At 64.6% G+C, this 17,112-nt stretch carries 17 protein-coding genes and 1 tRNA gene; 10 read left to right on the forward strand and 8 right to left on the reverse strand.

Annotated features, from left to right (window positions below):
- The first annotated feature begins 217 nt into the window (after positions 1-217).
- The gene (locus tag HDIA_RS01615; RefSeq protein ID WP_099553754.1) at positions 218-934 is read left to right on the forward strand and encodes a DNA helicase; all 717 of its coding nucleotides are present in this window, start codon (positions 218-220) and stop codon (positions 932-934) included.
- A 96-nt stretch (positions 935-1,030) separates the two neighbouring features.
- Here HDIA_RS01615 and HDIA_RS01620 read toward each other — a convergent pair whose 3' ends face one another.
- Positions 1,031-1,453: an organic hydroperoxide resistance protein gene (locus HDIA_RS01620; protein ID WP_099553756.1), complete on the reverse strand. Its 423-nt coding sequence runs from the start codon at positions 1,451-1,453 to the stop codon at positions 1,031-1,033.
- 225 nt (positions 1,454-1,678) lie between these two features.
- Between HDIA_RS01620 and HDIA_RS01625 the strand changes: the two genes are divergently transcribed.
- Positions 1,679-2,182, forward strand: coding sequence for a MarR family winged helix-turn-helix transcriptional regulator (locus tag HDIA_RS01625; RefSeq protein WP_099558650.1), 504 nt, complete (start codon positions 1,679-1,681; stop codon positions 2,180-2,182).
- A 7-nt stretch (positions 2,183-2,189) separates the two neighbouring features.
- On the opposite strand, the gene HDIA_RS01630 is transcribed toward HDIA_RS01625, so the two are convergent.
- The 7 genes from HDIA_RS01630 to tsaD all read right to left on the reverse strand — a co-directional run bounded on the left by HDIA_RS01630 (position 2,190) and on the right by tsaD (position 6,884).
- On the reverse strand, positions 2,190-2,864 hold the full coding sequence (locus HDIA_RS01630; RefSeq protein WP_425432968.1) for a class I SAM-dependent methyltransferase: 675 nt from the start codon (positions 2,862-2,864) through the stop codon (positions 2,190-2,192).
- A gap of 90 nt (positions 2,865-2,954) precedes the next feature.
- The gene (locus HDIA_RS01635; protein ID WP_099553758.1) at positions 2,955-3,368 is read right to left on the reverse strand and encodes an EVE domain-containing protein; all 414 of its coding nucleotides are present in this window, start codon (positions 3,366-3,368) and stop codon (positions 2,955-2,957) included.
- Between the two features lie 13 nt (positions 3,369-3,381).
- Positions 3,382-3,669, reverse strand: a complete 288-nt coding sequence (locus tag HDIA_RS01640) for a YciI family protein (protein WP_099553759.1) — start codon at positions 3,667-3,669, stop codon at positions 3,382-3,384.
- Positions 3,670-3,799: 130 nt separating this feature from the next.
- On the reverse strand, positions 3,800-4,087 hold the full coding sequence (locus HDIA_RS01645; protein ID WP_099553761.1) for a YciI family protein: 288 nt from the start codon (positions 4,085-4,087) through the stop codon (positions 3,800-3,802).
- An 18-nt stretch (positions 4,088-4,105) separates the two neighbouring features.
- The gene (locus HDIA_RS01650) at positions 4,106-4,690 is read right to left on the reverse strand and encodes a TetR/AcrR family transcriptional regulator (protein WP_099553763.1); all 585 of its coding nucleotides are present in this window, start codon (positions 4,688-4,690) and stop codon (positions 4,106-4,108) included.
- Between the two features lie 129 nt (positions 4,691-4,819).
- A complete protein-coding gene (locus HDIA_RS01655; RefSeq protein WP_099553765.1) occupies positions 4,820-5,800 on the reverse strand; it encodes an NAD(P)H-dependent glycerol-3-phosphate dehydrogenase in 981 nt (326 codons plus the stop codon).
- Between the two features lie 10 nt (positions 5,801-5,810).
- Positions 5,811-6,884 carry a tRNA (adenosine(37)-N6)-threonylcarbamoyltransferase complex transferase subunit TsaD gene (gene tsaD, locus HDIA_RS01660; RefSeq protein ID WP_099553767.1) on the reverse strand — a complete coding sequence of 358 codons (1,074 nt, stop codon included), beginning with the start codon at positions 6,882-6,884 and terminating at the stop codon, positions 5,811-5,813.
- A 93-nt stretch (positions 6,885-6,977) separates the two neighbouring features.
- Here tsaD and hemC point away from each other — a divergent pair, with 93 nt between their 5' ends.
- The 8 genes from hemC (at position 6,978) to HDIA_RS01700 (ending at position 17,069) form a co-directional block, all read left to right on the forward strand.
- Positions 6,978-7,904 (forward strand): hydroxymethylbilane synthase, encoded by a 927-nt coding sequence (hemC, locus tag HDIA_RS01665; RefSeq protein WP_099553769.1) that lies wholly within the window; start codon positions 6,978-6,980, stop codon positions 7,902-7,904.
- Positions 7,905-7,954: 50 nt separating this feature from the next.
- Positions 7,955-8,728 carry a uroporphyrinogen-III synthase gene (locus HDIA_RS01670; protein ID WP_099553771.1) on the forward strand — a complete coding sequence of 258 codons (774 nt, stop codon included), beginning with the start codon at positions 7,955-7,957 and terminating at the stop codon, positions 8,726-8,728.
- Positions 8,729-9,008: 280 nt separating this feature from the next.
- Positions 9,009-10,916, forward strand: coding sequence for a hypothetical protein (locus HDIA_RS01675; RefSeq protein ID WP_099553773.1), 1,908 nt, complete (start codon positions 9,009-9,011; stop codon positions 10,914-10,916).
- Positions 10,917-11,069: 153 nt separating this feature from the next.
- Positions 11,070-12,491: a heme biosynthesis protein HemY gene (locus HDIA_RS01680; protein WP_099553774.1), complete on the forward strand. Its 1,422-nt coding sequence runs from the start codon at positions 11,070-11,072 to the stop codon at positions 12,489-12,491.
- 221 nt (positions 12,492-12,712) lie between these two features.
- Positions 12,713-12,788: transfer RNA gene (locus HDIA_RS01685), tRNA-Thr, on the forward strand.
- A gap of 902 nt (positions 12,789-13,690) precedes the next feature.
- Complete coding sequence (locus tag HDIA_RS01690) at positions 13,691-14,764, forward strand: Bug family tripartite tricarboxylate transporter substrate binding protein (RefSeq protein ID WP_099553776.1); 1,074 nt, start codon at positions 13,691-13,693, stop codon at positions 14,762-14,764.
- Between the two features lie 209 nt (positions 14,765-14,973).
- Positions 14,974-16,467: a tripartite tricarboxylate transporter permease gene (locus HDIA_RS01695; protein ID WP_099553778.1), complete on the forward strand. Its 1,494-nt coding sequence runs from the start codon at positions 14,974-14,976 to the stop codon at positions 16,465-16,467.
- Positions 16,464-17,069, forward strand: a complete 606-nt coding sequence (locus HDIA_RS01700; protein ID WP_099553780.1) for a tripartite tricarboxylate transporter TctB family protein — start codon at positions 16,464-16,466, stop codon at positions 17,067-17,069. The genes HDIA_RS01695 and HDIA_RS01700 overlap by 4 nt, the downstream gene beginning before the upstream one ends.
- The last annotated feature ends 43 nt before the right edge of the window (positions 17,070-17,112 follow it).

The raw sequence follows: 17,112 nt of genomic DNA on the forward strand, positions 1-17,112 counted from the left end.
CGCTGGTGGGGGAATGGGTTGGACCCCACCTGTCCGTGACGGGGGATTTTCCCTTCATTCGAATCCGGCTATGTTTTGCTCCAAGCCTCGTCCGGGCTTCCCTCCCTCCAACCGGGAAAGCATTGTTTCGTGCAGGGCAAAGAGACGTCTGACCACCTGTTCGGACACTGCGCATAAGGAGGGATTGCAGGCATCGTCCGCACGAGGAGGGTCTTCGATGAGGCTGTCATCGCCCGTCTATCGTCTCAAGCGGCAAGCAAGGCTGCTGTCGCGCCAGGAGAAAATTCCACTTCATGCCGCGCTCGACCGGATCGCACAGCGTGAGGGTTTTGCCGCATGGTCGCTGCTGGCGGCCAGGTTAACGGCCGAAGGCTCTCCGGCCGCCCGGATGTTCGCCCGGCTCGATCCCGGAGATCTCGTACTCGTCGGGGCTCGCCCCGGTCACGGCAAGACCTTGATGAGTCTTGAACTTGCCATCGAGGCGGTGAAGGCCGGCAACACAAGCCATTTCTTTACCCTCGAATACACCGAGCAGGATGTGAGGGAGCGTTTGAAGGCTGTCGGCGTGACGTGGAGTGCGTTCGCAGGACGCTTTGACGTCGATACGTCCGATGGCATCAACGCTGCTTATATCATGCAACGACTGGAAGGCGTGCCGCCCGGTGCGCTGGCGGTTGTCGACTATCTTCAGGCGCTCGACCAGAAGCGGGACAATCCGGACCTTGAGTCCCAGATCCGGGCGCTGAAGGTCTTTGCGCGGGAGCGAGGACACATCCTTGTCTTCGTCTCCCAGATCGATCGCGCCTACGAGAGCGCGGACCGGCCGGTCCCCGGCCTCGGCGACGTCAGGCTGCCGAACCCGCTAGACCTAAGTCTCTTCAGCAAGTCCTGCTTCCTGAGCCGCGGCGAAGTCCGTTTTGAGGCAGCAGGCTGAGAGCCTTGTTCACACAATCGTCAGGGCCGGCACGACCTTTCCGTCGCGCCGGCCCTGAAAACGAATCTCGCTGAGAGGCTGCATGAACCGGCGGTGTCAGACCGCCTTGACGTTCACCTCGATGTTGCCGCGGGTGGCGTTGGAATAGGGGCAGACCTGATGGGCCTTCTCGACCAGTTCCTGCGCGGTGCCAAGGTCGAGGCCGGGGATATGCGCTTCAAGGTCGGCGCCGATGGTGAAGCCTTCGCCCTGGTCCGGCTTGCCGAAGCTGACGGCGGCAGTGATCGTCGTGTCTTCCGGAACCTTCACCTTGGCCTTGCCGGCGACAAGTTTCAGCGCGCCGAGGAAGCAGGCGGAATAGCCGGCGGCGAAAAGCTGCTCGGGGTTGGTGCCGGTGGCGCCGTCGCCGCCCATTTCCTTCGGCACGGTCAGCGTGACATCGAGGACGCCATCCTCGGACTTGGCCTTGCCCGAACGGCCGCCGGTTGCGGTTGCCTTGGTGGTGTAGATCTTCTGCATGTCCTGTCTCCTTGGGGTCTGGGCCACACCGTCCGCCGATCCTTGATCGCATCCGGTTCGTGGCGACGAGAAATACATAGTGTAAAATTTAATGGCACACAATATATAAGATTGGACAACGGCCCCGGATCACGCCAATGTGAGTTTGCGGATAAACGCAGGATCCGGCAGGCAGGTTCCATCCGGCGGATGCAAGACGCATCGGCAAACGACGGTACGAAGGTTATGACCAGCAAAAAAGAAACCGCCGGCAGTGCGGCGAAGGAGAAGCGGGCCGCGCCCCTCAGCCTCGACATGCAGCTCTGTTTTGCGGCCTATTCCGCATCCCATGCCTTCACGCGGCTCTACCGCTCGCTGCTGACGGATCTCGGCCTCACCTATCCGCAGTATCTGGTCATGCTGGTGCTGTGGGAGAAGGACGGGGTCCCGCTGAAGGCGATCGGCGAGCGGGTGCATCTCGATTCGGGCACGCTCACCCCGCTCCTGAAGCGTCTGGAGACGCAAGGGCTGCTGACGCGCCGACGCAGCGCGGAGGACGAGCGGCAGGTGCTGATCGCCCTGACGGACGAAGGCCGGGCCCTGAGGGCAAAGGCCGAAGCCATTCCGAAGCAGATCTTCAAGGCGATTAATCGCCCGCTCGACGAAGTCATCGAGATGCGTCAGGCGCTCGCCGTGCTGGAAAAGAATCTCGCCAAGGCGGCGAGCGACATGGAGGGCGAGGGCGGCTGACCGGACCTTACGCCGTCAGCCGGAAGACGTGGGTGCGCTTGACCTCCGAATCCTCCAGCGCCCGCGTCACCGCCACCTCGTAGGTCGCAAGCGGCTCGATGCCCCCCTTGGGCAGGTAGCTGCGTCCGGGATCGCCGAAGAGCACGGTCGCCCCTTTCGCCTGTGCCTCTTTCAGGAAGGCGAAGACCTTCTCGGCCATCGGCTTTTCATAAAAGACGTCGCCGGCAAGCACGACGTCATAGTCGGCAAGCTCCGGCCAGAAGGCCGGGTCGGTGACGTCCCGCGCCTCGAAGCCGACCGCGGCATTGTTCGCCTCGGCATTGAGGCTGATGGCGGAAAAGGCAAAGCGGTCGATATCGCTGGCGACGGCGCTCGCCGCGCCGGCTTTCATGGCCGCGATGGCGACGAGCCCGGAGCCCGCGGCAAAATCGAGCACGCGTTTGTCCGCGACGATGGCCGGGTTGTCGAGCACGTAGCGGGCGAGCGCCTGCCCCCCGGCCCAGGCAAAGGCCCAGAAGGGGGGCGGCAGGCCCAACTCGTCGAGCTCTTCCTCGGTCTTCGTCCAAAGATCCATCGCCTCGTCGGCAAGATGGAGCGTGATCTCCGGGACATGGGGCGGCGGTTGCAGCCGGGTATTTTTCTGGATGAAGGAACGCGGATCGAGCGATGCACGCGGCAAGATGGGCCCTCTTGAGGCAAAAGAATTGCCATGACAGAGCGCCGGATCTCAACGGAACGCAAGCGGAATCTGGGAGCGCTGGGCGGCCCCCCCTCAGAGCCCGCCCATCCGGCACACGATGGCCCATTCCTCCTCCGTCACCGGTTGCACCGAAAGGCGCATGGAGGTGACGAGGCTCATCTTGGCAAGGCTCGGCGTTGCCTTGACGGTGCTGAGCGAGACAGGCTTCGGCACATCCTTCACCGCACGGATGTCGACGCATTCCCAGCGCGGATCGTCCGTGGTCGAATCCGGGTGGGCCAGCGCGCAGACCTCGACGATGCCGACGATCTCCAGCCCCTCATTGGAGTGGTAGAAGAAGCCCTGGTCGCCGATCTTCATCGTCCGCATGTTGTTGCGGGCCTGGTAGTTGCGCACGCCGTCCCATTCCTGGCCGGCCGCGCCCTTCGCCTTCTGCATCTCCCAGGACCACTTGTGCGGTTCGGACTTGAAAAGCCAGTAGGCCATGCCGTCCCCTCTGTCAGAGCTCGGCGCCGACCGTCCGCCGCCACGGACGGACATCGACGGACTGGAAGAGCCCGGCCTTGGCATAGGGATCCTCGGCAATCAGCGCATCGAGCGCGGCGCGGTCCGCAGCATCGATGATCAGCATCGAGCCGGTGGGCGACGTGCCGTCTTCGGACATGTAGGGGCCACCGACCTTCACCACGTCCTTGTTGGCATCAAGGAACTCCAGATGCGCGGGGCGATTGTCCATGCGCACCTGAAGAGCGCCGGGTTTATCGATGCAGCTGACAACAAAGAGCATGATTGGCCTTGCCTGTTGTTGGTAGAAAAGGGGACTGTTCAATAACGCAAATTTGCCGCCGATGCTGCAAAGTTTGCAGGGCTTTTTTGCCGAGTGCGGCAACGCGGCGGCGACGCCGGGTATTGGTCCGTCATGCCGCGAGGAATGCAAGTCGCGGATCGGTTTTGGCCGGAGCAATTTCGAGGATTTCTGCGCTGACCACATTCCCGGCCACGAACGGGTCGAGGGCAACACGGGCGTGCAGTTCTTCCAGGGTGGCGTTGTGAGCAACGACGCTGCCGCCAAGCCCGGGCTTCAGACTGCCCGTCAGCAGGAAAACGCCATCGTCAAATCCCTGCTTTATCCAGGCATTATGCCCTTCCATCAGGTTTGGTGCGTCGGCTTTGTTGGCGGAAAAGCGAAGCAGGATCAAAAACATCTTCAAATCTCCAGGTCTCTAGCTGCAAGAGGTGGCATCGGGTATTTGCGTGTTGAGCCAGAAAATCATGGCGTCGACTTCCCGGCGGACGAAGTCCGCATCGCGGAATGTGTTGGCCAGGGTGGCAACGCCCTGGCTGCGCATCAGAAGATGCATTGCCAGATCGTGCGAGGCAGAGCCGCAGCCAAGCTGCGCAAATTGCTTCTCTAACCAGCCCGCAAAAAGCTGGAAGAGACGCGCGGCCTCGCCTTGAAGGGCATGGTCGAGTTTGGCGAGTTCCGTGCAAAGCGTGCCGACCGGGCAGCCGAATGCCATGATTTTTGTCTGATTGACGATCAGGATGTTGATGAAGTTTTCGATGCGCAGACGCGGATTTGTCTCCTGCTCGTCCCAGCGGGACAGCAGCTGCCGCCGTTCGGCAATGCGGCACTCGATGACCTCGCTTAAGATCTCATCCTTGGTTTTGAAATGATAATAGAAATTGCCGCGTGATAGCGCGACCGCCTGGGCGATGTCCGCAAAGGAGGTGGTCTCAAATCCACGCTCGTAAAATAACCTGTCGGCGGCCTCGACGATCCGGCGCCGCGTGTCATCCGCTTTCATGAGCAGGCCCGCATGTTTGGCGTTTAGGGCAGTTGTCCTATTTCTAGGTCAAATGTCCTAAATCATCAAGGGGTACTTTGTTGGCAGGGTTTCGGCGACGAAATTTGGACCGACGCGGAAGCTGGAGCCTCAGAAATCCTCGCGCTTGAGCGGACGCGAGAGAAGGGCGTCGATGGCCTCCTCCACGGTTAGGCGGCGGTCGAGGATCGCGGCCACGGCGGCCATGATCGGCACGTCGACGCCGAAGGCGGCCGCCCGCGTGACGGCGATCTCGGCCGTCGCCACGCCCTCGGCGAGCTTCTGCGGCAACGGTTCGCCCGCCCCGATGGCATGGCCGAGCGCGAAATTGCGCGATTGCAGGCTGCTGCAGGTGAGGACCAGATCGCCGAGACCCGCGAGCCCCATCAGCGTTTCCGGCTTTGCGCCCCAGGCGCCCGCGAGCCGGCGCATCTCCACGAAGCCGCGTGTGATGACGGCCGCCTCGGCGCTCGCCCCGAGCCTTGCGCCGGCGACGATGCCGGCCGCGATCGCCAGCACGTTCTTCAGCGCGCCGCCGAGCTGCACGCCAACAAGGTCCCGCGAGGCATAGGGGCGGAAGGCCGGGCCGGCGAGCAACTGGCAGAGCCGCTCGGCAAGATCGCCTTCTTCCGAGGCGATGGTGACAGCGGTCGGCAGCCCCGCCGCGACATCGACGGCGAAGCCGGGGCCGGAGAGCGCGGCGATCGGAACATGGGCGATGGCACCCGCCAGCACTTCGCTGACCAGCAGGCCGGAGCGCGCGTCGATCCCCTTTGCGCAGGAGACGAGCGGCGTGCCGGGCTTGAGATGCGGCCCGATCCTGAGCGCTTCCGCAGCCGTCGCCTGCGCCGGGACGGCACACAGCACCACGTCCGCCTCGGAGAGGACCGCCACGTCGTCCGAAGCGACGATGTCCTCGGAAAGCCGAGCATCCGGCAGATAGACGGACCGGTGGCCGGTGTTGATCTCAACGGCGATAGACGGGTTGCGCGTAACCAGGGTGACCGAATGCCCGGCACGGGCCGCGACCATCGCAAGGGCCGTGCCCCAGGCGCCCGCGCCATGGACGGCGACATGCAATGAAACAGTCATAGACAAACACTCATACCTTGGCTCCAAGCCGGCCGTGACCGACAAGCGGCTCGGCCTCCTTGTCGAGGGGCCAGCGCGCCCGCGCGGCGACATCGAAGCCGTCCGTCTGTCCGAGCGCCAGTTTTTCCGCCCCCACCCAGGCCACCATGGCACCGTTGTCGGTGCAAAGCACAGGCGGTGGGACGATGAGCCGCGCACCGGTCTTATCCGCAACGCCCTTGAGCGTCGCGGCAATCGCCTTGTTGGCGGCAACGCCGCCGGCCACCACCAGCGTCGGCACGACGTCCGGCGTCTCGGACCGGAAAAGGTCGAAGGCGCGGGTGACGCGGTCTGCGATCACGGCGCAAATCGAGGCTTGGAAGGCGGCGCAGAGATCGCAAACGTCCTGAGGCGACAGCGGCGCATGCTTTTCCGCTTCCAGCCGCACGGCGGTCTTGAGGCCCGAGAAGGAAAAATCCGGCGAGGGGCGGCCGAGCATCGGGCGGGGCAGGTGGAACCGGGTCGGGTCGCCCTTGGCCGCCGCCCGCTCCACGGCCGGCCCGCCGGGATAGCCGAGATCGAGGAGCTTGGCCGTCTTGTCGAAGGCCTCGCCAAGCGCATCGTCGATGGTCGTGCCGAGCCGGCGATAGCTGCCGACGCCGTCCACCCGGACGATCTGGGTGTGCCCGCCGGAAACGAGCAGCAGGAGGTAGGGAAAGGCGATCCCGTCGGTGAGGCGCGCGGTGAGGGCGTGTGCCTCCAGATGGTTGACGGCGATCAGCGGCTTGCCCGTCGCCATCGCCATCGCCTTGGCCGTCGTCAGCCCGACCAGCACGCCGCCGATGAGGCCGGGACCGGCGGTGGCCGCGATCGCGTCGACATCGGCAAGCGTAACGCCCGCCTCCTTCAGCGCGGAGGCGATGATGTCGTCGAGCCGCTCCACATGGGCGCGCGCGGCAAGCTCCGGCACGACGCCGCCGTAGATCGCATGGGCATCCTGGGAAAGCACGACGTTGGACACGATCCGCCCTGCGCCCTCGTCGTCGCGGCGCACCACGGCGGCGGCGGTTTCATCGCAGCTCGTCTCGATGCCGAGAACGATCATGCTTTTCTCCGAAGACTCATATGTTGACGACCGCAAGGCGAGGTGGCTAGGGCTAGCTGGAAGAACAACGCCCCTAACACCCGGAACCGCCCCGTGCAATCATCTCTCCTCAAAATCGGAACCCGCGGCAGTCCCCTGGCGCTCGCTCAGGCGCACGAGGTCCGGGACCGGATCGCGGCGGCGCACGGCATGCCGGCGGACGGGATCGAGATCGTGGTCATCTCGACCAGTGGCGACCGCATCCTCGACCGGCCGCTCGCCGAGGTCGGTGGCAAGGGGCTCTTCACCAAGGAGATCGAGGAGGCCCTTCTGGACGGCGGGATCGATCTTGCGGTTCATTCCTCCAAGGACATGCCGACCGAGCTTCCCTCCGGGCTTGTGCTCGATCATTTCCTGGAACGGGAGGACGTGCGCGACGTCTTCATCTCGCGCAAGGCCACGACGTTGCAGGATCTGCCCGCCGGCGCCGTGGTCGGCACCGCCTCGCTGCGTCGCCAGGCGCTCGTCCGGCGCCTGCGTCCCGATCTCGACGTCGTCACCTATCGCGGCAACGTGCAAAGCCGCCTGCGCAAGCTCGACGAGGGCGTCGTGGACGCAACCCTGCTCGCGCTTGCCGGTCTGAAGCGTCTCGGCATGGCCGACGTCGCGACCTCCATCTTCGACCCGGTGTCCTTCCCGCCGGCCGTCGGGCAGGGCGCCATCGGCATCGAGACGCGGGCCGGTGACAGCCGCGTCGGCGACCTGCTGCAGGCGATCCACGATCCGGCGACCGCGAAGGCGCTCGTCGCCGAACGGGCCTTCCTCGCCGCGCTCGACGGGTCCTGCCGCACCCCGATCGCCGGTCACGCGACAATCTCCGGCGACGGGCTCAGCCTCTACGGCCTGATCCTGAAGAGCGACGGCCAGACGGTGCACGAGGACAGGATCGAGGGCGCGGCCGCGGACGCCGCCGCCATCGGTACGGAGCTTGGGCTGAGGCTGAAGGAACGCGGCGGGGCGGATTTCTTTGCCGACCTCTGACCGGTTCGTTTTCGGTCCGCCGGCGCGTCGACGGCCGGGGACAATGGGATGTGGAATCGGAGATAGACGCGGTGGCCTCGATCCTCATCCTGAGACCGGAACGCGAGGCGGCGCGAATGGCAAAAGAGATTCGCCGCCACGGTCATGAATGTCGCATCGCGCCGATGCTGGAGATCGTCCCGGTCGGAGGATGGCCGGAAACGGTCCCGGAACTGCCCTTTGCGGCCGTCATCCTGACTAGCGCCAACGCGGTCGCAAATCCTGCCGGTGCATTGCCTGCAAGCCTTCTGGAAGCTTCGGCGCTTTGTGTCGGCCGCTCGACGGCCGATGCGGCGAAAGAAGCCGGATTTCAAAAGGTTGTCTCCGTCGATGGCACGGCGGACGATCTTCTTGCCCATGTCCTAGCCACGCTGCGGCCTGAAGACGGTCCGCTGCTCTATCTTGCTGGCCGGGACCGCACGGCAGACCTTGAAACGCGGCTTGAAGAGGCCGGTTTTCGTGTCGTTCTTCTGGAGACCTACCGCGCCGAAAAGCGCCGCCGGCTGGACGCCGAAACCCTCGCGGGCCTTCGCGCCGGGAGGCTCGATATCGTGGTGACGGCATCCGCCAGAACGTCGGCGACGTTCGCCGAATGCCTTGCGGCCGATGCGGCAAGCGAAGTGCTTGGCGATCTTGCGATTGCCGCCATTTCCGAGGCTGCGGCCCTGCCGCTTGTTCGGGCCGGAGCCGTCAAGGTTTCGGTCGCGGATCGTCCCTCGGGCGACAGCCTCCTGTCGCAGACCCTCTCGCTTGCTGAAACCATAGCGCGAGGGAAAACCAACTGACGGGTTGACCGCTTCGCTCCGGGGCGATGAAATAGAGTGATTTCAAATCGGAACGCCTTGGGCGCCGGGGAATTGAATGGATGTCCGACCGCTCATATGTCTGGTCGGAAACGCGGAATTTGCGTCGCCATCTTCCATTGGGCGGTTACCGTCCCGTGATGTTGGGCAATCGGGCAAGGCGACATGACAGCCACGATGCCCTAAGAACAGTGGGACCGGTTCGGGCCGACTCGCCGGGAGCCAGGTCCAAGACGGATGTTGAGCGAGGGAGCGAGCCAGCATGGCAGATCAGAACGATGGTGGCCGCAAGGGAACGGGTGGTTCCACCGGCAAGGGCGGGCGGACGCCGAAGCGCTCCACGACGATCGACCTGACCGCCGAAGAGGTGGCGCGGGACGCGAAGGCCGCCGCCGAGGCGAAGACCGAAGAAACGGCGACGGAAACGGCCGCCACGTCACCCTCGCCGTCGGAACAGGCCATCGAGGCCGGTATCTCCAAGCCCGATGAAAAGCCGGAGCCGGCTGTCGCCGAAACCGCCTCCGCTGAGCCGGCGCCGACCGAAACGGCCGCCGCCGAAGCCGAAAAGTCCGAGCCTGCAGAAGCCACCTCCGCGACCCCTGAAGAGCCGAAGGCCGCGTCCGAAGAGCCCAAGGCGCCGGAAAGCGGCAGCGAATCGAAGCGAACGTCGGAACGGGCCACGGAGCGTCCGAAGGCGCATTATCTCGAAACGCCACCGCCGGCCCCGCGCACCAGCCCCGCGACCGCATTGATTGCGGCATGTATCGGCGGCGTCATCGTGCTCGGCGGCGCCTATGGTCTCGGCCGCGCCGGCCTCCTGCCCGGACTGACGCCGACCGTGGACGTGTCCGGCAAGGCCGATGTCGCAGCCATCGATGACCTGAAGAGCCAGTTCAGCGCGCTGGATAGCCGGATCGGCGATGTTGCCGCCGGGCCGGATGAGGCGACCGCCAAGCGCATCGCCGATCTGGAATCGGCGCTGACGGATGCCAAGGCCGCGATCGAGGCGACAGGCACGGCCGCCTCCGAGCAGGCGCGACAGGCGCTCGACAAGCTCTCCGCCTCCCTCCAGTCCCTGTCCGACCAGATCGGCACGGAAAAGACCGAACGCGAGGCGCTGGCCGGCCGCCTGACCGGCAGCATCAACGATGTCGAAACCGCCATTGCTGCGGCTAAGGAAGCGGCGGGTCAGACGGCGGCTTCGCTCAAGACTCTCACCGACGAGGTCGCCACCCTGCCGAAGAAGGACTTCGGCCCCGACGTCCAGACCCTGACGAGCCGCGTCGATGCCTTCGGCACGCGCCTCAGCCTGATCGACGACACGGTGTCCGATCTCTCGTCCTCGACCGCCGGCCTGCGCGAGGCACAGGAAAAGCTTGCCAAGACGGAGGAGGCGATCAACGGCCGCCTCGATGGTCTCGACAAGCGCATCGGCGAGATGGCCGACGCCGCGAAGGCCCTCGGCGAGAAGGCCGATGGCACCGCCGCTTCCTTGGCTGACTTCACGGCCAAGACCGGCGACAGCCTCGCAAGCCTGGAAGACAAGGCCGCGTCCGCCGCGTCGGGGCTGACGGACGTGAACGAGAAGATCGGTTCGATGGACAGCCGGGTGGCTGCCGTCGAGGCGATCCTGGCCCGCGCGCCGGAAGAGGGCGAGATCGCAGCCCTTTCGCTCGCCGTCACGACACTCGCCGGCAAGGTCGAGCGCGGTGCGCCCTTCGAGGCTGATCTTGCCGCCGTCAAGGCGAGCGCGAAGGACCTGCCCGGCATTGATGTGCTGGATGGCTTCGCCAAGACCGGCGTTCCCACGAAACTCGCGATCATCAACTCCTTCCCGGCCGATGCGGTCATCGCCAGCGACGTGGTCGGGCCTGACGCTTCTGCCTCCGAGAGGCTCTTTGCCGGCGCCAAGGCGCTGGTGAATTTCCGCGAGACCGGGCCGGCTGCCTCCAATGCCGTCGGGCCGCTCACGGGCGAAATCGCCTCGGCCCTGAAGACGGGCGATCTCGCCGCGGCCAAGGCGACCTGGGACCGTCTGCCGGAGCCTGCCAAGGCGGCATCGGCCGACTGGGAAAAGGGGCTTGAGGCGCGCGTTGCGGCTGACAATGCCATCGCCGGCCTGACCGATCGCATGATCGAGCGCCTTTCGGTGACCGTGAACAAGAACTGACCTGCCAATTCGGGGCGGCTTCGGCCGGCCCCGGTCGCGGGGCGAACGAGAAAAGCGCGCAAGGCACCGATGGGGGCCGGGATCGCGCGATAATGATGGGAACGAGCGCCTGTTCCGGGAGTTTGAGTGAGCGGGCGACACGGAGGCTGACGCATGATCCGGGTTCTGATTGCCCTTGCCGTTCTTTTTGCAGCCGTCTTTGCGCTTGATTGGCTGGGCGGCGTGCCGGTCAGCGTCGCGGTCCAGTGGCCGGGGGGCGAAGTGACCCCGACGCTGCGGGTCGTGGTCGTTCTGCTCGTCCTCTTTGCGGTACTTTCGATTGTCGTCTGGTCGTTTGCGACGGGCATCCTGCGCACACCGCGCCTTGTCGGCGATTTCTTCCGCGCCCGCCGGCGCGACAAGGGCTATGCGGCGCTCAGCCGCGGCATGATCGCGGTCGGTTCGGGCGACGCGCGTCTGGCCCACCGCCACGCTCTCGACGCCCATAAGCTGCTCGGCGAGCGCGAGCCGCTCGTCTACCTGCTCGACGCGCAGACGGCGCAGCTTGAAGGTCGCAACGACAAGGCGCGCGCCGCCTTCAACCAGATGCTGGAAAATCCCGACACGGCGCTTCTCGGTCTGCGCGGCCTCTATATGGAGGCCGTGCGCGAGGGCGAGCCCGCCGCCGCGCGCCACTATGCCGCCGAGGCGCTGAAGCTCTCTCCCGGCGTCGTCTGGGCCGGCACGGCGACCATCGAGTTCCAGTCCCGCGACGAGGACTGGGTCGGCGCCCTCCAGACGCTCGATGCCAGCATCTCGGCCAAGCTCGTCGACAAGAAGACCGCGCGCCGCCAGCGCGCTGTGCTGCTGACGGCCCGAGCGCTGCAATGCGAGGATCACGATCCGGAGCTTGCCAAAGAACTCGCCCAGGAGGCGCACCGCCTCGCGCCGGAATTGGTGCCGGCGGCGGTCTGCGCCGGTCGGCTGCTATCGCGCTACAATGAGCTCCGCCGCGCCAGCAAGGTGCTCGAGACCACCTGGCGCACAACGCCTCATCCGGACCTTGCCGAGGTCTATGCCCATGTGCGCTCCGGCGATGCCCCGCACGATCGGCTGAAGCGCGCCAAGCACCTTGCCCAGCTTCGCCCCAACAACGTCGAGGGCATGCTGGCCATCGCCCGTCAGGCCATCGACGCCCGCGAATTCGGCGAGGCGCGCAATGCGCTGACGCAGGCGCTTCGCACCGCGCCGACCCAGCGCGTCTGCATGATGATGGCCGAGCTTGAGGAAGCCGAGCACGGCGACCGCGGCCGCATGCGCGAGTGGCTCGGCCGCGCCGTCCATGCCCCTGCGGATGCGACGTGGACCGCCGATGGCGTCACGGCAGACGACTGGGCGCCTGTCTCCCCGGTCACGGGCCATCTCGATGCCTTCGAATGGAAGGTCCCGACCACGTCGACGGGGCCCGCCAAGGTGATCGACGGCGCCGAACTTGCCGATCGCGCCATGCTGCCGCTGGAAAAGGAGCCCTCGGCCCCCAAGGATGACGCCGCCGGCAAGGCGGACGAGGCAAAGACCGTCGAACCGATCAGCTGAGCGGCGCCTTGCGCCCCGGCCTTTCCGGCCTTGCCTGTTGATCCCGGTTCTTTTCGTCGGGATTGGCCGCCCGGGTGCCGGGCTTGCCGCTCTTTCGGGAACCGGACGATGGCCAAGCTGGAAATTTCTTGGTCGTCTGTCTCTCTCGGTGCTTGAAATTCGCGTCCGTTGCGGCTATCACGCGCTCACTTCCGCGCTTCGGACCAGATCCGGGGCGCTTCGCCGCTTTAGCTCAGTTGGTAGAGCACATCATTCGTAATGATGGGGTCACAGGTTCGAGTCCTGTAAGCGGCACCAGCTTCCCATTTCAATTCCCATTCGCGAAAGCCGTCGAACCGGCAGGTAAGCCCGTCGGACAAGTGGCTGCCTCTGGACGCACGCCGTTGCCGTTCAGTCAGCGACCTTGATCGCCGACGACCACATCGAGGCATTGTTCGCGATACCGTCGGCGCCTTCCTCCCTTGCTGCGAAATAATCCATCCGTGTCACAGCGTGATCGTCGAGAGCGATGTGAGGCCGGTGCGAGCCCGCAACGGGCTTGTGATATTGGCGGATTGGCTGGGGTGTTTGGCGCATGAGGGGCGTGAGCGGGCCGCCGCGGAGGGGCGACTGCCAAGCAGCCGACTGCCGGCACGAACCGCGTTCTGCGATGTTGCATCAGGTGGCAACGACCTTTTGGGAGACGGGTAATTGCTTGCGCACGCGCAGGGCGTTCGCGCTCGGTTCGAGCACCCATGATCGGCACGGCGTCATGAGAGCCGGCGATGACGCGGACAGGCACGAGCAGAACCTGATGCCGAGGGACGCCTCTGCCTGGACGTCATTCCGCCGAATATATCGGCCCCAGTTATTAAGCTAGCAGAATTATTCATTTGTGTCACTGAGACGGCGGTTAATAATCGTTCTCAAGCACACACCGATGTGCAGCAAAAATTTGAGGGGCGCGTGTAAGCCATAGGCGCACGCAGCATAGAGCGGATCAGTCAGAGATTGTCCGTGGCAGGGCACGTCGACACGTCAAGTGTTTCGACTGCCGTCGCCTAATTGTGACGAGGGATCTTCCGGCTTCACTGCTTGTGATGGCGATAGCCATGCAATCTGGAGTGCTGTGTCGGTGCATTTTGCGGCGACGTTGCATTTTTCGCGGCAGGGGAGATCTGATGAAAGTCTTGTCGATTATTTGCCAAGAGGGGAACTAAATGAAAATCGAGGCAACGATCACGAAAATGACAGACGCCGCCTTCGCAAAAGTCGCGCGTAGGGCAGCGCTGCCGATGCTGCTGCCGCTTGCGATCGCGACCGCGACGCCCGGCATGGCACAGGATGGGGCAGCGTGCCCCTTCTTCAAGGACAAAACTGTCGAACTCATCGTTCCGTTCAGCGCGGGCGGCGGTTTCGACACCTATGGCCGCATGGTCGCCAAGCACATGGGGACGCACCTCGGCGCGGCCAACATGATCGTGCGCAACGAACCGGGCGCCGGCGGACTTCTGGCCACCAACAAGACCTGGACGGCCGAGCCGGACGGCCTTCGGATCCAGTTGATGTCGGCGAGCGGCATGATGACCGCAGAGCTCGGTGGCGCGCCAGGCGTCCAGTTCAAAAGTGGCGAGTTTTCCTGGATCGGCCGTGTGTCCGGAGAACCGGATGTGATCGTGACCAGCCCCGGCGGTCCAATCTCGACGCCGGACGATCTTGCGAAGATTTCGGGGGAGCGGAAGGTGCGCATCGGGTCTTCCGGCGTTGGCGACATCGACTATGTCGAAGCCACCCTGGAGACCAAAGTCTTCGGACTGAATTCGGATGTCATTACCGGATTCAGCGGAGCGCCCGAGGTCTATTCCTCGCTCGCCCGAGGCGAACTTGATCTCTTCACCTCGTCGCTCAGCGCCGCGATGGCTGCCAAGAAGGCAGACTCGGCCAAGTTGCTTTGGGTCTTTGGAAAAGAGCCGCTCGAAGGAATGCCGGACGTCAAGCCGATCGCGACGGTCGTCCCGAAGGAGTATGTCTCGCTCGTCAACGCCCATTCCGGCGTCGTCGCTGCCAGCCGCTCGCTGGCAGGACCGCCCGGTATCCCGGCCGACCGCCTGGAATGCCTGCGCGATGCCTTCGATGAAACCATGGCGAGCGACGAGCTCAAGGCCGAATCCAAGACTCTCAATCGTCCGGTGTCGCCGATGAGCGGCGCCGAGATCGACAGCATGATCAAGGACGTCATGAATAACGCGCCGGAGAGTTACGTGGACATCCTGAAGAGCTCCTACGGCAATTGATCGGTCCGAATGCCGGGCCTGCCGGTTGTAATGGGCTGTTCGCATCGACGGGCGCAGGGCGGCTTTGCCGCCTGCGCTTCGGCAGATGGGCGCTTTGCCTCCACGGCACCGGTTATGCTTGACTAAAACGCTCCAGCAACAGCGAGGGCGGGTGGACGACTCCTCCCTTTCCGTTCCGCCCAAGGTCTCAACCCGGGATCGATGAATAGATGTTAGACGCAGCGCTTTCGGGGCTTCTTCAGGTCCTCAGTCCGGATGCCATGGGCCTGATGCTCATCGGTATCGCGATCGGCTTCGCGGTCGGGGTTCTGCCCGGTCTGGGCGGAGCGGTCACGATGGCCCTGATGCTCCCCTTCACGTACGGCATGCAGCCGATCCAGGCCTTCGCGTTCCTGCTGGGCATGAAGGTCGTGACCTCGACGACGGGTGACGTGACCTCGGTTCTCTTCGGCATACCGGGAGAGCCGACATCGGCGGCGACCGTTCTTGACGGTCATCCCATGGCCCGGAAGGGTCAGGCCGGCCGGGCTCTCGGCATCGTTCTGGCGAGTTCGCTTTTTGGCGCCATCATCGGTGCCCTCGTTCTCGCCGCCTCGATCCCGTTCATACGCCCGATCGTTCTTGCGTTCGGACCGCCCGAATTCTTCATGCTCACGGTTGTCGGCCTGACCTTCATAGCCTCTCTGTCGCAGGGGCAGATGGTCAAGGGCATGCTCCTTGGCGTTCTCGGACTGATGCTCGCCCTTGTCGGCATCGATCCTCAGGCGGGTGTTCCGCGCTACACCTTCGGCTATCTGGAACTGTGGGACGGCATCGACATCATCCCGATTGTCATCGGCCTCTTCGGCGGGCCTGAAATCCTGCAGCTCATGCTCAGCAAGAACAGCATCGCGAGCAGTGGCAACAGCCAGAAGATCGAAGGCGTCGGCGCCGGCCTCATCGACACGCTGAGGCACTGGAAGTCCGTCATCACGGCCGGCGCGATCGGGGCCGGCATCGGTGTCATCCCCGGCGTCGGCGGATCGGTCGCCCAGTTCATTGCCTATGGTCACGCCAAGCAGGTGTCCAAGACGCCGGAGGAATTCGGCAAGGGCAGCGTCGAGGGACTGATCGCGGCGGCGGGGAACAACAACGCCAAGGAATCGGGCTCGCTCGTTCCGATGATTGCCTTCGGCCTGCCGGGCAGCGTCAGCACCGCGATCCTGCTCAATGCCTTTCTGGTCACCGGCATCAATCCCGGCCCGGAAATGCTCACGACCCATCTCGATGTGACCTTCTCGATGGTCTGGATCGCGATCATCGCCAATATCATCGTCGTGCTCATTGCCCTGCCGCTGCTCAGGCCGCTCGCCCGACTGACCTTCACCGAAGGGCCGGTGCTCGTGCCCTTCCTCATCATTCTCGTTGTGCTCGGGGCCTATTCCGAAAACAACAGCATGATGGACGTTTGGGTGATGCTCGGCGCGGCGGTCTTCGGCGTCATCTGCCTGAGGTGGAACTGGCCGCGGGTTCCGCTCCTGCTTGGTCTCGTTCTCGGCGATCTCTGCGAGCGCTATCTCTTCCTCTCCAATTCGCTCTACGGCTGGTCCTGGGTCCAGCGTCCGCTGGTGCTCCTCTTTGCCGCGATGACCCTTCTCATCTTCATTCGCGCCGGCTGGCACGGCGTAAAGCATTGGCGCCAACTCAGGAGAGAGCACGCATGAGCAACGCGGCCGACAACACGGTCGTCCCCGACCGCTCGGAATATTTCGGGGACTGGGTGATTACGCTCTGCCTGCTGGTGCTCATGGGCGGCGCGTTCTATCTGGCGCAGGGATGGCCGCGCAACACGGCTTTCTTTCCCGACCTGCTCAGCATCGCTGGGGTTGCGCTCGCCGTCTACAAGATCGCGATCCTGGTCATCGAGGCACCGGTGGTTCTCGGTACCCATCGCAAGGCTGCAGAGGCCGCGGCGCTGGCGGCGTCGGGACCCGCCGTGGACGGCGAGGGAGAGTTCTTCCTCGCCGGCGGCGACGAAGAGGATGGTTCGGATGTCGAGCTTCATTCCATCTTCGCAAAGGCCGGAGGGAAGGTCTGGGCCGGGGCGGTCGGCTGGCTCGCCCTCTTCTTCATCGGCATGTATCTGTTCGGGATGCTGATCATCCTGCCGGTCTTCACCGTCGCCTACCTCAGGATCGTCTCGAAGGTCTCCTGGCTTAATTGCATCCTCTATGTGCTCGGTACGGCCGGGGTGATCTATCTCCTGTTCGTCTGGTTCCTGCATCTGCCGATTCCTGAAGGACTGTTGATCACCGTCGGGAACTAGACCGGACCGCGAGAACAACCTGCTGCATCGCAACGGCTTCCGC

Origin of the sequence: Hartmannibacter diazotrophicus (assembly GCF_900231165.1) — a bacterium.
Classification (GTDB): domain Bacteria; phylum Pseudomonadota; class Alphaproteobacteria; order Rhizobiales; family Pleomorphomonadaceae; genus Hartmannibacter; species Hartmannibacter diazotrophicus.

What these genes read in the sequence shown, in the direction of transcription:
- HDIA_RS01645 (WP_099553761.1), bottom strand. Translation starts at nt 4,087, where the DNA reads ATGTTTTTGATCCTGCTTCGCTTTTCCGCCAACAAAGCCGACGCACCA.
- HDIA_RS01615 (WP_099553754.1), top strand. Translation starts at nt 218, where the DNA reads ATGAGGCTGTCATCGCCCGTCTATCGTCTCAAGCGGCAAGCAAGGCTG.
- HDIA_RS01640 (WP_099553759.1), bottom strand. Translation starts at nt 3,669, where the DNA reads ATGCTCTTTGTTGTCAGCTGCATCGATAAACCCGGCGCTCTTCAGGTG.
- tsaD (WP_099553767.1), bottom strand. Translation starts at nt 6,884, where the DNA reads ATGATCGTTCTCGGCATCGAGACGAGCTGCGATGAAACCGCCGCCGCC.
- HDIA_RS01695 (WP_099553778.1), top strand. Translation starts at nt 14,974, where the DNA reads ATGTTAGACGCAGCGCTTTCGGGGCTTCTTCAGGTCCTCAGTCCGGAT.
- HDIA_RS01650 (WP_099553763.1), bottom strand. Translation starts at nt 4,690, where the DNA reads ATGAAAGCGGATGACACGCGGCGCCGGATCGTCGAGGCCGCCGACAGG.
- HDIA_RS01625 (WP_099558650.1), top strand. Translation starts at nt 1,679, where the DNA reads ATGACCAGCAAAAAAGAAACCGCCGGCAGTGCGGCGAAGGAGAAGCGG.
- HDIA_RS01680 (WP_099553774.1), top strand. Translation starts at nt 11,070, where the DNA reads ATGATCCGGGTTCTGATTGCCCTTGCCGTTCTTTTTGCAGCCGTCTTT.
- HDIA_RS01700 (WP_099553780.1), top strand. Translation starts at nt 16,464, where the DNA reads ATGAGCAACGCGGCCGACAACACGGTCGTCCCCGACCGCTCGGAATAT.
- HDIA_RS01620 (WP_099553756.1), bottom strand. Translation starts at nt 1,453, where the DNA reads ATGCAGAAGATCTACACCACCAAGGCAACCGCAACCGGCGGCCGTTCG.
- HDIA_RS01635 (WP_099553758.1), bottom strand. Translation starts at nt 3,368, where the DNA reads ATGGCCTACTGGCTTTTCAAGTCCGAACCGCACAAGTGGTCCTGGGAG.
- HDIA_RS01690 (WP_099553776.1), top strand. Translation starts at nt 13,691, where the DNA reads ATGAAAATCGAGGCAACGATCACGAAAATGACAGACGCCGCCTTCGCA.
- HDIA_RS01675 (WP_099553773.1), top strand. Translation starts at nt 9,009, where the DNA reads ATGGCAGATCAGAACGATGGTGGCCGCAAGGGAACGGGTGGTTCCACC.
- HDIA_RS01655 (WP_099553765.1), bottom strand. Translation starts at nt 5,800, where the DNA reads ATGACTGTTTCATTGCATGTCGCCGTCCATGGCGCGGGCGCCTGGGGC.